General features: G+C 47.6%; 12 protein-coding genes. 2 read left to right on the forward strand and 10 right to left on the reverse strand.

Going from position 1 to position 14008, the window contains the following annotated elements; all coding sequences use genetic code 11:
• Positions 1-19 precede the first annotated feature (19 nt).
• From argH to EJV45_RS07770, 10 genes are all read right to left on the reverse strand, one after another.
• Entirely contained in the window at positions 20-1351 is a 1332-nt protein-coding gene (gene argH / locus EJV45_RS07725) for an argininosuccinate lyase (RefSeq protein WP_129715098.1), read from the reverse strand.
• A gap of 9 nt (positions 1352-1360) precedes the next feature.
• Positions 1361-2428 carry a M20 family metallo-hydrolase gene (locus tag EJV45_RS07730; RefSeq protein ID WP_129715099.1) on the reverse strand — a complete coding sequence of 356 codons (1068 nt, stop codon included), beginning with the start codon at positions 2426-2428 and terminating at the stop codon, positions 1361-1363.
• Between the two features lie 41 nt (positions 2429-2469).
• Positions 2470-3273, reverse strand: coding sequence for a pyrroline-5-carboxylate reductase (gene proC / locus EJV45_RS07735; protein ID WP_129715100.1), 804 nt, complete (start codon positions 3271-3273; stop codon positions 2470-2472).
• 113 nt (positions 3274-3386) lie between these two features.
• Entirely contained in the window at positions 3387-4181 is a 795-nt protein-coding gene (argB, locus tag EJV45_RS07740; protein WP_129715101.1) for an acetylglutamate kinase, read from the reverse strand.
• A gap of 15 nt (positions 4182-4196) precedes the next feature.
• Entirely contained in the window at positions 4197-5153 is a 957-nt protein-coding gene (locus EJV45_RS07745) for an acetylornithine carbamoyltransferase (protein ID WP_129715102.1), read from the reverse strand.
• A gap of 65 nt (positions 5154-5218) precedes the next feature.
• Entirely contained in the window at positions 5219-6361 is a 1143-nt protein-coding gene (locus EJV45_RS07750; protein ID WP_129715103.1) for an aspartate aminotransferase family protein, read from the reverse strand.
• Positions 6362-6490: 129 nt separating this feature from the next.
• A complete protein-coding gene (locus EJV45_RS07755; protein WP_129715104.1) occupies positions 6491-6844 on the reverse strand; it encodes a four helix bundle protein in 354 nt (117 codons plus the stop codon).
• A gap of 59 nt (positions 6845-6903) precedes the next feature.
• Positions 6904-7899, reverse strand: a complete 996-nt coding sequence (gene argC / locus EJV45_RS07760; protein ID WP_129715105.1) for an N-acetyl-gamma-glutamyl-phosphate reductase — start codon at positions 7897-7899, stop codon at positions 6904-6906.
• 40 nt (positions 7900-7939) lie between these two features.
• Complete coding sequence (gene argG, locus EJV45_RS07765) at positions 7940-9130, reverse strand: argininosuccinate synthase (RefSeq protein ID WP_129715106.1); 1191 nt, start codon at positions 9128-9130, stop codon at positions 7940-7942.
• A 6-nt stretch (positions 9131-9136) separates the two neighbouring features.
• Positions 9137-9838, reverse strand: a complete 702-nt coding sequence (locus tag EJV45_RS07770; RefSeq protein WP_129715107.1) for a GNAT family N-acetyltransferase — start codon at positions 9836-9838, stop codon at positions 9137-9139.
• A gap of 532 nt (positions 9839-10370) precedes the next feature.
• Here EJV45_RS07770 and EJV45_RS07775 point away from each other — a divergent pair.
• Positions 10371-12743 carry a TonB-dependent receptor gene (locus EJV45_RS07775; RefSeq protein ID WP_129715108.1) on the forward strand — a complete coding sequence of 791 codons (2373 nt, stop codon included), beginning with the start codon at positions 10371-10373 and terminating at the stop codon, positions 12741-12743.
• A 99-nt stretch (positions 12744-12842) separates the two neighbouring features.
• The gene (locus EJV45_RS07780) at positions 12843-14003 is read left to right on the forward strand and encodes a M28 family metallopeptidase (RefSeq protein ID WP_129715109.1); all 1161 of its coding nucleotides are present in this window, start codon (positions 12843-12845) and stop codon (positions 14001-14003) included.
• Positions 14004-14008: the final 5 nt, after the last annotated feature.

The raw sequence follows: 14008 nt of genomic DNA on the forward strand, positions 1-14008 counted from the left end.
ACCCGCCGATGGCAAAGGCTCAGCTTACCAGGTCTTCTAAGGCCGCGCGCACACCGGCAAAACCAAACTGGCCCAGCACAGCCTGCATCATTTCGGCAATCTGCTCGTTTTGCAGGTTGCCAATGCTGCCTTCGTGCGTATGGTTAAGTGTTGTGGCAGGATTGAATGTCCCGTTCTCGATACTCTCACCAACTTCTTTATATGCCTCGCGGAAGGGAACACCTTTCAGTGCCAGCTCATTAACCACTTCTACGCTGAACAGGTAGCTGTATTTCGCATCATCAAGAATGTTGTTCTTTATCTCAATATGCCCGAGCATAAATTCTGTGATCTCCAGGCATTCTTTCAGGCTTGTAATGGCAGGAAAGAGGTTCTCTTTCAGCAGCTGTAAATCGCGGTGATAGCCGGATGGGAGGTTGGTTGTCATCATGGCAATCTCGTTCGGCAGCGCCTGAATTTTGTTACATCTTGACCGGACCAGCTCGAACACGTCAGGATTCTTTTTGTGGGGCATAATGCTGGATCCTGTAGTCAGTTCGGCCGGGAAACTGATAAAGCCGAAGTTCTGATTAATAAACAGGCAGACATCCATAGCCAGTTTGGCCAGCGTCGCGGCGACAGAGGACATGGCCTGTCCGAGAATACGTTCCGTTTTTCCGCGGCCCATCTGTGCATAAACCACATTATGATTCAGGCTGGCGAAGCCAAGCAGTTCTGTGGTCATAGTCCGGTTTAACGGAAATGATGAGCCATAACCAGCTGCTGAACCGAGCGGATTTTTGTTACAAACCTTCCAGGCGGCAAGCATAAGCTCCATATCATCTACCAGGCTTTCTGCGTAAGCGCCAAACCAAAGTCCGAAAGATGATGGCATAGCAATCTGCAAATGGGTATAGCCGGGAAGAAGTTTATCCTTGTGTGTTTCGCTGAGCTGCTGCAGGCGCCTGAAGAGAGACTCGGTTAAACCAACCATGTCCTCGATCGCGTCCCGGAAAAACAGCTTCAAGTCTACAAGAACCTGGTCATTGCGTGACCTTCCGCTATGTATCTTTTTGCCTGCTTCGCCGACACGTTGCGTAAGCAGCCACTCAACCTGAGAATGGACATCTTCAACAGCTTCGTCGATTCTGAAGTCGCCGCTTTCAACCTCCCGGTGAATATTTTTAAGCTCGGTCTGAACCAGATTTAAATCTTCCGCAGTAAGCAGTCCGATACTTTCGAGCATTCGGGTATGAGCCAGCGAACCGAGCACATCAGCTTTAGCAAGCAGAAGGTCCATCTCGCGGTCCTGACCTACAGTAAATCGCTCTACGAACTTATCTACATCAGTATTCTTTTGCCAGATCTTCATTTTATTCGCTTATTTGCCGTTTATAACAGGTTTCAACATATTTATATACCCTTCAACACCGCCAGCTACCTCGGCTACATAGATGAATTCATCGGCCATGTGTGAACGGCCTGAAAAACCGGGGCCGACCTTTACCGAAGGTATACTCAAAAGTGCCTGATCTGACGTAGTTGGTGAACCGTAAGTCGTTCTGCCAAGTGCAATCCCCGATTTTACTACCGGATGATCTTTATCTATAGATGATGGTTTAAGCCTGATGGATCGTGGCTTGACCTCACAGTCAACGTTTGCCCGGATAATTTCAAGTACTTCTTCATTTGTATATGCATCTGTGACCCTGACATCGACCGTAAACGTGCAATTTGCAGGAACGACATTATGTTGAGACCCAGCATTAATGATGGTAACAGTCATTTTTAGCGGACCAAAAACCTCCGAAACCTTTGGAAACCGGTAGTTTCTGAACCACTCAATATCTTTCAGCGCTTTGTAAATAGCGTTCTCTCCTTCTTCGCGCGCAGCGTGCCCCGCCTTACCAAGTGATGTACAATCGAGAACAAGAAGTCCGCGTTCGGCAATCGCCAGGTTCATTTCCGTCGGCTCACCAACGATGCCAAATTCCAGATCGCCCAAATCGGGAAGAACCAGTTCAAGACCATTGTTGCCGGATATCTCTTCTTCTGCGGTTGCGGCCAGGCAAATGTTATAGCTGAGGTTTTCCTGTTCATAGAAGTAGAGGAACGTACCGATTAATGAGACCAGGCACCCCCCCGCATCATTACTGCCAAGGCCAAAAAGTTTATCGTCTTCGATTGCCGCATCATATGGATCGCGGGTGTAGCCGGAATTGGGCTTAACCGTATCATGATGCGAGTTTAATAACACGGTTGGCTTTTTCGGATCGAAATATTTGTTATAAGCCCAGACATTGTTGAGTTTCCGGTTTACCGGGATTCCGCGTTCCTGAAGAAATTGAGCGATCAGATTTGCTGTGCGGTCTTCCTCTTTACTGAAAGACTGGATGCGGATAAGCTGACGCAGCAGATCGAGCGCCTCTTTTTGTATGGTTTGCAGCATAATTTTTTTGTTCGGTTCTATGCCATCGGCACAGAGCCGGTTTATTCTTTTGTATACAGGCTTCCGGCTTTGTCAGCTGAAAGTTTGATGCCTTTAATGAGTGATGAACTAAAGCCGTTATGCTCCATTTCGTTAAGTCCGGCAATGGTACAACCTTTTGGCGAAGTTACTTTATCTATCTCTGATTCGGGATGGCTTTGGTGTAATAATAACAAATCTGCAGCACCCTTTGCGGTCTGAACAGCCATTTTAAGCGCTTCGTCAGCATGAAAACCGATTTCAACACCTCCCTGGGATGCTGCGCGGATAGCGCGAAGAAAAAATGCCGTTCCGCAGGCGCACAAGGCAGTGGCAGAGGTCATCAGTTCTTCATTGATCTTTACCACGGCTCCCACTGTTTCAAACATCCGCATAACATCTGCTATGTTCTCTGCAGAAGCGTTGTCGCTGGCAATACACGTCATTGACTGGCCAATGGCTATCGCGGTATTCGGCATGGCCCTGACGACCTGAACAGATGTACCCAGCTGCTCTCTGACAGCAGCACAGCTTACCCCGGAGATAACCGAAATAAACACATGGTCCGGGCGCACCTGCGGAATGATGTCTTCGAGCACATTGTTCAGCTGCTGGGGCAGCACTGCCAGAATCACGACTTCTGCATTTGAAACTGCTGCAGCGTTGTCTGAAGACACATTAAACCCTTCTTCTGCGTAGGCGCTGAGATGGTTGAGGTTCCGCCTGGTCAGGGTAATGCCGGATGCAACCGCATAGTTTGCCTTAACAAGGCCCCTGGCGAGCGAAAGACCAATGTTGCCGCTTCCGATAATTGCTATTTTTTTCATGGTTCGGTATGTAGGTTCCGGCAGTGACCGGAGGTTGTTTAGTTTCAGGTTTACTCAGCCGCAGGCAGCTATCAGGCGGCGACAGCCATTCTTCGTCAATCTGACTTCAGAAGCTATCCGATCATTCTGGTGCCAAACCTGGCGCTGCTTAGTTCGCTCAGTTCGTCGGCTTTCCCAATATAAACGGCTTCAACACCTTTTTTAATGGCCTCGAAAGCATTGTGCAGCTTGGGGATCATTCCGCCGGCTACCGTTCCGTCGGCTTTGAGCGACTCAAACTCTGCAGCTCTAATCTCGCGTACCACCGTATCGTCATCATTCACATCGCGAAGCACACCTTTCTTTTCAAAGCAGTACACCAGGCTGGTATCGAACAACGTAGACATGCCAACGGCCAGCGCCGAAGCAATGGTGTCTGCGTTCGTATTCAATAACTGGGTGTCGCCATCATGGGTAATGGCACAACATACCGGTACAAGACCGGCCTGAAGCAGGCTGGAGAGTGTGTCGGCCGCAATGGCATCATCACCCAGATCACCCACAAAGCCATAGTCAATGTCGCCCACCGGCCGTTTCGTAGCTCGGATGATATTCCCGTCAGCACCACTCAGCCCGATCGCATTGCAACCGCGAGCCTGAAGTTGTGCAACCATATTTTTGTTGATCAGTCCGGCATACACCATCGTTACGACACGAAGCATCTCAATATCAGTAACGCGCCTGCCTTCAACCATGGTAGCTTCAATACCGAGAGATTTCGCCATGTCGGTTGCTACCTTACCGCCTCCATGCACCAGAATCTTATAACCTGGCAGGGCAGTAAAGTCCTGAAGAAAATTATGCAGATTCTCAGAATTGTCTATGACGTTTCCGCCGATCTTGATAATTGTAAGTTTCTCTTTGTTCATGACCTGTCGGGAGTATTAACTGAGCATTTTTTTCAATACAGCCTGCGCTGCCCAAAGGCGGTTACCAGCTTCCTGTATAACGAGTGAATTCGGACCGTCGAGCACCTCTGCGGCAAGTTCAAGGTCGCGCCTTACCGGAAGGCAATGCATGACACCGGCGTTATTGGTTTGCTTTAATTTCTGATTGTCTAACATCCAGTTGCCGGAAACCGGGAGCACCTTGCCATAGTCCTGATAGCTGCTCCAGTTTTTTACATACACATAATCAGCACCGTGCAACGCGGCATCAAGGTCGTGTACAATTTCAGCTCCCTGCGTGAACTGCCCGTCAAGTTCGTATCCTTCGGGATGAGCGATCGTGAAATCAACCAAACCTTCCTCCTGTGCCTTGCTCATCCACTCTGCAAAAGAGTTCGGAACGGCCTGTGGCAGGGCCTTAACGTGCGGGCCCCAGGCAAGAACAACTTTTGGTTTGCCGTTGCCTTTCCAGGTTTCACGAATGGTAATCAGGTCGGTAAAACTCTGCAACGGATGTCGCGTAGCACTTTCGAGACTAACAACCGGCACGCCGCAATACTTTACAAATTTGTTAAAAAAATCTTCGCTGTAATCTTCTTCCTTATTTTGTAGCTTCGGGAACGACCGTAGTCCAAGAATGTCGCAATATTGCCCCATCACAGCAGCGGCTTCGCGTATATGCTCTACCGTTGTACCATTCATGATCATGCCATCCTGTGTCTCAAGTGCCCAGCCCTCCTTGTCCATGTTCATCACGATCACAGTCATACCAAGATTCAGGGCTGCCTTCTGTGTACTCAACCGCGTGCGCAGGCTTGGGTTCATAAAAACCAGTCCCAGGGTCTTGTTCCGGCCCAGTTCTGCGTGTGCATGCGGAGCCGCTTTCAGATCGAGTGCATCCTGGACAAATTGTTTGATATCTGTTACGTCGTGAACGGAAGAAAATAGTTTCATAGTCTTGATTAGGTAAGAACAAGGCACCAAACTGTAATTTTGGTGCCTGTGCTGATTTAGTTCGGTTATTGTGTCTGTACTGCGAGTTCGGCTTTTAATGCATCAAGAAAAGCGTCGGCTTGTTCTTTGCTCAGGTTCAAAGCAGGCAATAGCCTGATTACGTTTGGTTTTGCTTCACCGGTAAAGATTCGGTGCCTGAACAGCAGGTTCTTTTTAACCTGAGCCAACGACTCGGGAAGCTCAATTCCAATCATCAGACCTCTTCCGCGTACCTCGGTTATTTCCTGAATTTTTCGCAATTCGCCGATCAGATAGTCGCCGGTTTCTTTTGCATTCTGTATCAGGTTATCCTGTTCAATAACCTCCAGAACCGCGAGTGCCGCTGCGCAGGCCAGATGATTGCCGCCAAAGGTGGTTCCCAGCATGCCATGCCAGGGTTTGAATTTTGGTGCGATCGAGATGCCCGCAACGGGAAAGCCGTTGCCCATTCCCTTCGCCATAGTGTAAACGTCTGCCTGAACGCCGGCATAATCATGCGAATAAAAATCGCCGGTACGCCCATATCCACATTGTACGCTGTCAGCTATGTAAACAGCGTTATATTCGTCGCAAAGCGACCTGATCTTTTGCAAGAACGTTTTCGAGGCTTCTTTAATGCCACCGACACCCTGGATTCCTTCAATGATTACCGCGGCAATTTCATGGCCGTGTGCGGCAAAGGCTTCTTCGAGCGCTACCTCATTGTTGTGGGGAAGAAAAATAACGTTGTCTGTTTCGTTGACAGGTGCAACAATCTTCGGATTGTCTGTAGCCGCTACCGCTAGCGACGTTCGTCCGTGAAACGCGCCTTTAAAGGCAACGATTTTTTTCCTGTTATTATAAAATGAGGCCAGTTTGAGCGCGTTCTCATTGGCTTCTGCGCCAGAATTACATAAAAAAAGCTGGTAATCGGGCTTGCCAGAAACCTGACCAAGTTTCTCTGCGAGCTGCTGCTGGAGAGGAATCTTTACCGAGTTTGAGTAAAACCCAACCTTATTAAGTTGTTCGGTAAGCCTGGAAACGTAGTGCGGATGCGTATGCCCGATAGAGATAACCGCATGACCACCGTACAGGTCAAGGTATTCCTGTCCATCGGCATCCCAGACAGAACTGCCTGCAGCCTTGGTAATTTCTATATCGTTAAGTGGATAAACGTCGAATAAATGCATGGTTGAAAGTTTAAAGTTTAAAGTCAAAAGTTTAAATCAGAAGTTGAGAGCTTGAGTCTCTATCATCTTTGTAAATTGGGATCGACAACTGTATCGATGTCTCCAGATCGGCATATAGGCAATGACTGATCATTGCCGTATCTTTTTTATAAAAACAATCAGCATAGCTTTAATTTCATTTATCTCCTGATTGAGTATTTCAAAGCGTTCTTTTGCCAAAAACGACAGATCCTTAGCTAACAAAACCAGATATTCAAGTTCATGAACTGACCCTAATGCTATTTGTAAGAAGTGAGCGAAATCTTTTTTTGAAAGGCGGCCCGATCCTTCAGCAATGTTGACAGGAATCGAGTAGGCAGCTCTTTTCAATTGACGCACCAGTGCATAGTCTTCTTCTCTTGGAAAGCCGCTACAAACCTCATAAATCAGCAGCACAAGTTTGTGAGCACGCTGCCAAACCAGAAGATCTTTGTAATTCTGCATTTGCCTGAGATTATTTTTTAAGCAAGAAACTTTTAACTTTCTACTTTTTATCTTTCAACTTAAAACCCTCCCGCTTTCAACTTCAACCCCTCTCTTTCGTCAAGGCCGAACAGGAGATTCATATTTTGAACGGCCTGGCCACTTGCGCCTTTCAGCAGGTTATCTATAATACTGATAATAAACAATTTACCCCCATGCTTCTCCACATGCAGAAGCGCTTTGTTTGTGTTTACCACTTGTTTCAGGTCGATATTTTTGCGACTTACGTGCGTAAAGGGGTGGCCGGCATAATATTTTTCATACAACGCAATTGCTTCCTCCCCGGTAAGGTCGCTGTCAAGATATACCGCCGCAAGGATGCCGCGGGTAAAATCGCCCCTTTGCGGGATAAAGTTGACGGCTTCAGTGAATCCGGGCTGCAGCTGTTTGATACTCTCACCTATTTCATTCAGGTGCTGATGGCCAAAAGCTTTGTATATCGAAAGGTTGTTATTTCGCCAGCTGAAGTGCGACGTCGCCGACAGGCTTTGACCTGCGCCGGTAGATCCGGTAGTTGCATTAATGTGCAGCTCGCCTTTCAACAAACCCTTAGCAGCCAGAGGCAACAGGGCCAGTTGTATGCAGGTGGCAAAACACCCCGGATTGGCAATATTGTCTGCCTCAGCAATTGATTGACGGTTCAGTTCAGGTAAACCATAAACGAATTTTCGTCCTGCCAGCTCTGCGTTTTTTTGCAAACGGAAATCCTGAGAGAGGTCGATAATCTTTATTTTATCTGCAACTGTATTTGCATCCAGGAACTTTTTCGCATCGCCATGCCCCACGCATAGAAACAGCACATCAATATCGTCTGAAAGATGATCACTGAAAACGAGATCGGTATCACCAAGCAGGTCTGTATGCACGTCAGAAACAGGGTTTCCTGCATTGCTGTTGCTGTGCACAAAAGTGATGTCTACTTTCGGATGGTGTACCAGGATGCGTAAAAGCTCGCCGCCTGTATATCCGGCGCCGCCGACAATACCTGCTCTTATTTTTTCGGAGTTATTTACCATGTATCAGAGTTGTTGTGGCTTAAGATAAACCCGTTAATTGTTAATTATCCTGGTTTACCTTGTGCCAGATCATAACCTGGTTGCCAAATATTTTCGAAAAGCCTTTCACATCATCACCGCTCCAGGCATTGTTCATTTCGCCATAACTACCGAATTTATTGCTCATCAGATCGTGGTCAGATTCGATACCGATTACCTGAAAGCGATAAGGCTGAAGCTCTACAAATACTTTTCCGCTGACAGTCTGCTGTGTATTAAGCAAAAAGGCCTCAATATCGCGCATAATCGGATCATGGAACTGCCCCTCGTGAAGCCAGTTGCCATAAAACGAAGCAAGCTGCTCTTTCCAGCTTAACTGCCATTTGGTAAGTGTATGTTTCTCGAGCGTGTGGTGCGCCTTGATAATGACAAGGGGTGCGGCAGCTTCAAAACCTACTCGGCCTTTAATTCCAATAATTGTATCGCCAACGTGAATATCGCGTCCAACGCCAAAAGGCTGGGCAATGGCCTGCAACTTTTGGATGGCACGTACAGGCTCCATTTTTTCGCCATCTATGCCGACCAGCTCGCCTTTGCGGAAGCTCAGCTCAAGCCTTTTTGGCGCGGTCTCTGTAACCTGCGTTGGCCAGGCCTCTTCCGGCAATGTATCATGAGAAGTAAGTGTTTCTTTACCACCTACAGAAGTTCCCCAAAGACCTTTGTTGATTGAATATTTTGCTTTTTCGGCGTTAAATTCAACACCGTGCTCATGCAGATATGTAATCTCCGCTTCGCGTGATAATTTCAGGTCGCGGATCGGGGTGATAATTTCAACACCCGGGATCAGGATATTGAAGATCATGTCAAAACGAACCTGATCGTTGCCGGCACCGGTACTCCCATGCGCTACATAGTCTGCACCAATCTTTTTAACGTAATTGGCTATAGCTGTTGCCTGACTTACACGCTCGGCACTCACTGATAAAGGATAGGTTGCGTTTTTCAGAACGTTGCCAAATACCAGGAAGCGGATGCAGCTTTGGTAATAGTTTTCTGTTTCATCTACAACGGCATGAGAAGCCACACCAAGTGCATACGCGCGGCTTTCGATTTCCTGAAGTTCATCTTCGCTGAAACCGCCGGTATTAACGATAACAGAATGCACCTCCAGTCCTCTTTCCTGAGCCAGGTAAATACAACAGAACGAGGTATCAAGTCCCCCGCTGAATGCCAAAACAACTTTTTTCTTCATTATCAGCTATTTAAATAAAAAGGTAAACAAAAATAAAAGCACCTTCATGCCGGGGTTTTTAGGCTTTGGCTTTAGGACCAGGCGCTGTTTTATGCGCATGAAGCGCTCGTAAAGTTTGGGTTTTCGCTGCAGTTCTTCAGCGAAGCGTTTCGCTGCGTCATGCTTCTGCGTTGCAGGATCGTATAGCATGGCGGTGCACATGCAGTTTTTGCGATCTTTCGATTTAAGAATTTCGAAGTTTACACAACTCTGGCAGCCTTTCCAGAACTCTTCATCCTGGGTAAGCTCAGAATAGGTTACCGGTTCATAGCCGAGGTCAGAATTGATCTTCATGACTGCCAGGCCGGTAGTAAGCCCGAAAATTTTTGCTTTCGGGTACTTTTGCCTCGAGAGTTCGAAAATTTTGTATTTGATGGCGTGTGCAAGACCGACCTTCCTGAATGCAGGGTTCACAATCAAACCTGAGTTGGCAACGAACTGCCCATGGCTCCAGGTTTCAATATAACAGAAGCCTGCCCATGTGCCATCCTGATGAAATGCAATAACGGCTTTCCCTTCAGCCATTTTACCGGCTACATATTCCGGAGAACGCTTTGCAATACCTGTGCCTCTGGCTTTTGCTGAGACTTCCATCTCATCACAGATTTCTTCTGCAAATACACGATGCTCAGGAAGTGCAACCTGCACGATGAATTCGTTAATATTCATTGATAATGATAACGAAGAAAAATTATAATTCGGATTAATTGAGTGGGTGGATATTGGAACTTATCCATTGTCTTTGATCGGCCGGCCTAAACGATTCAAATACGGTTCGTATAATGTTGCCGGAATCTGGGAGCTACGAGAACCGGAGTTCGCCGGCACATAAATGATAAAACCAGACTTTTTGGAGTAGCCTGCATCGCTGTTATCAAATATGTATTTTGCCTCTTCAATTCAGTGTTAACGGTATTGTGATGCAAATGTTTAAATAAATTCTGAGTTAAGCAACTCCTTGAAGTTTTTTTTACAAAAATTGGTGAATTTGATAACGTTCATTGTCGGACTCGCAATGTTTTAATTTACTCAAATCCCGCTCCTCAATATTGACCTGTCATCTTCGCACTGTTATCCGCTCTGCCATCAGTGTATTGAACGTACACAGCTTGAACTGCCTGGCTAAAATTCAACTTTTTCTTGCGCAACTAAATATTTGTCCCTAACATTGCAATCAATTTAGAATTAGTCCAAATAAACAATGATAAGATCTTTATTAACATTTATTTTTGCCGTATTTGCCGCGACAGCATTTGGTCAGAATGCCACACTCTCAGGAACTGTCTCGACAGCCGATGGCCATGTTGCGCCGGGCGTTACCGTAAGCCTGAAAGGTAAGGGTAATGCAACGAGTACAGATGCGGGGGGCAGATATACGCTTACCCGGATCAAACCTGGTTCTTACGTAATCAAAGTTTCTGCTATCGGCCTTAACAGTCAGGAAAAAACTATTGTCCTTGCTGATGGCGACCAGAAATCAATCGACTTCACGCTGCAGGAAGACAAACAGTTCCTTGACGAGGTGAACATTGCCGGCCGCCGCAGAACGCAGTCGCCAACACCTTCAAGTTCGCTGCGTCTGAATACACCCCTGCTTGAGGTTCCTCAAAACATCCAGTTGGTCAGCTCAGCAGATCTTGCGCAACAGCAGGTTGTAAGCATGAGCGATGGCCTGATCAGGAACGTGAGTGGTGCCGTACGTGTTGAACACTGGGGAGACATGTATACCAACATCACCATGCGTGGCTCGCAGATCCAGGCATTCAGAAACGGCTTCAATGTCGTGGCTTCTTACTGGGGCCCATTGACAGAAGACATGAGCTTCGTAGATCATATTGAGTTTGTAAAAGGACCGGCTGGTTTTATGCTGGCAACCGGAGATCCGAGCGGCCTTTACAACGTGGTAACTAAAAAACCTACCGGACAGTCGAAAGGTGAGGCTACGGTAACTTTGGGTAGCTTTGACATGTTCCGTACAGCTATTGATCTGGATGGAAAGGCAACAAAAGACGGTAAACTGCTCTACCGTCTGAATATGGCCGGCCAGAACAAAAAGTCTTTCCGGGATTTTGAATTCAATAACCGGTACAGTTTTGCTCCGGTCATTTCATATCAGCCTACTGAAAACACAAAAATCACCGCGGAATATACCTTGCAAAATGCTAAAATGAGTGAGGTAGGTTCATTCTATGTATTTGGGCCGGGGGGCTATGCTACGGCGCCCGCATCATTCACAATGACGAATGCGGGTATTCAGCCTACACGTATCAACGACCACAGTGCCTACCTGATGTTTGAGCAGAAGATGGGCCAGTCATGGAAACTTACAGCACAGGGTTCTTACTTCAATTACAACCAGGTCGGTACAAGCTCGTGGCCAAGCAAGGTAAATGCCGACGGGTCAATTATCAGAAATATGGCTATCTGGGATGCTGCCAGCGAAATGACCTTAGGTCAGTTATTTGCCACCGGAACAGCCATGACGGGCGGTGTGCAGCACCGTATCCTGGGCGGCTTTGACGTTGGCCGGAAAGACTATGAAGCAGACTGGGGACAATCGCACGATCTTGATATCGACTCTGATCCTTTTTACCTCAACAATCCAGACTATGGTATGCCGCCAAACGGTTTTGCAAACTTTGACCGCCAGACACCGCTTTCTGAGCGGGCCAAAACGGCAGGCGGCCTGATGGACCAGCGCTACGCGGCGGCCTACCTCCAGGATGAACTCGGTTTTTTTGACAACCGTCTGCGCTTAACGCTGGCCGGCCGGTATACCTGGGTAAAACAGTCTGCCTGGGGTGGCCCTGATCAACAAGCGAGGCACTTTACACCGCGCGCCGGATTAAGTTATTCTATAGACCGCAGCGCTTCGTTTTACGCTTTGTACGACCAGGCCTTTATTCCGCAAAACGGTCAGCTGGCAGGCGGCGGGTCGGTTAAGCCCATTACCGGAAACAATATGGAACTCGGTTTGAAAAAAGACTGGTTCGATGGAAGCTGGAATACTTCAGTTTCTGTGTACCGGATCCTGAAGCAAAATGAACTCACAGCCGATCCGAACAGCTCGCCAAATTCCGGTCTGAGCATTGTACTCGGTGAAAAACGTGCCCAGGGTATCGAATTCGACGTTCGCGGAACCGTGTTAAACGGCCTTAAAATTACTGCAAACTATGCTTACACAGATTCGAAAGTAACCGAGCTGGCTCCCGGGGTAACCGGCATGAGCGTTGGCGATGTCGTTCCCGGCTTTGCGAAACACACTGCTAATGCCTGGGTTAGTTACAACCTGACCCGGGGTGCACTGAAAGGTACCGGTATATCGGGCGGTGTAACCTATCTTGCCGATCGCGCTACTGATACCTGGAGTGTAGGTCTGCAACGCCTGCCCAATTACGTTAAGGTTGATGGCGGCCTGTTCTGGGAGAACAATAAAGTACGTATTAATGCGAATGTGTACAATCTGCTCGACGCTTACCTGTACAGCGGTTCATACTACTCCTGGCTGAGTGCCTACTATTGGCAGGCCGAAGCTCCGCGGAATTTCCGTCTCGGTGTTGCTTATAAATTTTAGGGAATCCACCACCACCTGACAAACCGCTCAGGATATCCGCATAAAAGCTATTTTTTGCACGAGTGCTGCCAGACAGTATCTTAGCAGGAAATAGCTTCTATGTTTTCCAGCACGCGCCTGTTTATATTTCTGTTTTTCTTATCGGCCACTCAGGCAATAGCCCAGGACCGGCCACAGACCATTGAACAGGTAAAGACGCTTAGCTCTGAAGCGTTCTGGGGGCGGGGCTATACCCGCGATGGCATGAAAAAGGCAGCGGCATACATTGCAAAAAACCTTGAAAAGTCTGGTGTGGCACCAATGAATGGCCCCTCTTACCTGCAACATTTCAGCTACCCTGTGAATACCTTTCCTGGTGCCATGGAACTCCGGTTAAATGGCAAAAGTCTCGTTCCCGGCCTCGATTTCCTTGTGGGCAACGAAAGTACCGGACAGCGAATTGAAAATGCATCGCTTGAAAAGAAAGACAGTGTAACCTATCTCTCAGCAGCGACGAAAACCATTTTTGTCCTTCAGAATAAGTTAACATGGTCTGTTTCCAGTTCCGTTGAGCCTTATACGGTTATCTATCTTGACAGAACACGTCTGAAAACAGAACCGGAAAATTTTTCAATGAATATTGAAAACCGGTTTCTTCCTGCGTTCGAGGCGGCAAATGTCTGCGGAATGGTCAGAGGAACGCGTCGGCCTGATTCTGTACTGGTATTGAGCGCACACTATGACCATCTGGGTAGTATGGGTAGTAACACATGGTTTCCCGGCGCGAATGACAACGCAAGTGGCGTGGCAACCCTGCTCAGTCTTGCAAGGCACTACGCAGAAAATCCGCCGGCATACAGCATCGCTTTTCTTTTCTTTGCAGGTGAAGAAGCCGGACTGATCGGTTCAAAGTACTTTACAGAGAATCCGCTCGTCCCTTTAAGTTCGATTCGATTTCTGCTTAACCTTGATCTGGTAGGCACCGGTGTTGACGGCGCGACCGTCGTGAATGCAACAGTTTACCCAGAGGCTTTTGCCGAATTGGAACGCATAAATAATTCTGGAAACCTGTTTTCAAAACTTGCCCGGCGCGGGAAGGCCGCGAACAGCGATCACTATCATTTCTCAGAGAAAAATGTGCCTGCCTTCTTCTTGTATACCATGGGCGGTACGCAGGCCTATCATGATATAAACGACAAGGCCGAAACACTGCCAATGGGCAGCTATGAGCAGGTATTTAAGCTGATAACGGGCTTCTTTTCAGCGCAGATGGATCGCTGACCGCC

The organism is Pedobacter sp. SYP-B3415 (assembly GCF_004138205.1).
GTDB lineage: Bacteria > Bacteroidota > Bacteroidia > Sphingobacteriales > Sphingobacteriaceae > Pedobacter.

Excerpts from the sequence above, each read along its gene's own strand:
- argH (WP_129715098.1), bottom strand. The coding sequence starts at position 1,351 with ATGAAGATCTGGCAAAAGAATACTGATGTAGATAAGTTCGTAGAGCGA.
- EJV45_RS07730 (WP_129715099.1), bottom strand. The coding sequence starts at position 2,428 with ATGCTGCAAACCATACAAAAAGAGGCGCTCGATCTGCTGCGTCAGCTT.
- proC (WP_129715100.1), bottom strand. The coding sequence starts at position 3,273 with ATGAAAAAAATAGCAATTATCGGAAGCGGCAACATTGGTCTTTCGCTC.
- argB (WP_129715101.1), bottom strand. The coding sequence starts at position 4,181 with ATGAACAAAGAGAAACTTACAATTATCAAGATCGGCGGAAACGTCATA.
- EJV45_RS07745 (WP_129715102.1), bottom strand. The coding sequence starts at position 5,153 with ATGAAACTATTTTCTTCCGTTCACGACGTAACAGATATCAAACAATTT.
- EJV45_RS07750 (WP_129715103.1), bottom strand. The coding sequence starts at position 6,361 with ATGCATTTATTCGACGTTTATCCACTTAACGATATAGAAATTACCAAG.
- EJV45_RS07755 (WP_129715104.1), bottom strand. The coding sequence starts at position 6,844 with ATGCAGAATTACAAAGATCTTCTGGTTTGGCAGCGTGCTCACAAACTT.
- argC (WP_129715105.1), bottom strand. The coding sequence starts at position 7,899 with ATGGTAAATAACTCCGAAAAAATAAGAGCAGGTATTGTCGGCGGCGCC.
- argG (WP_129715106.1), bottom strand. The coding sequence starts at position 9,130 with ATGAAGAAAAAAGTTGTTTTGGCATTCAGCGGGGGACTTGATACCTCG.
- EJV45_RS07770 (WP_129715107.1), bottom strand. The coding sequence starts at position 9,838 with ATGAATATTAACGAATTCATCGTGCAGGTTGCACTTCCTGAGCATCGT.
- EJV45_RS07775 (WP_129715108.1), top strand. The coding sequence starts at position 10,371 with ATGATAAGATCTTTATTAACATTTATTTTTGCCGTATTTGCCGCGACA.
- EJV45_RS07780 (WP_129715109.1), top strand. The coding sequence starts at position 12,843 with ATGTTTTCCAGCACGCGCCTGTTTATATTTCTGTTTTTCTTATCGGCC.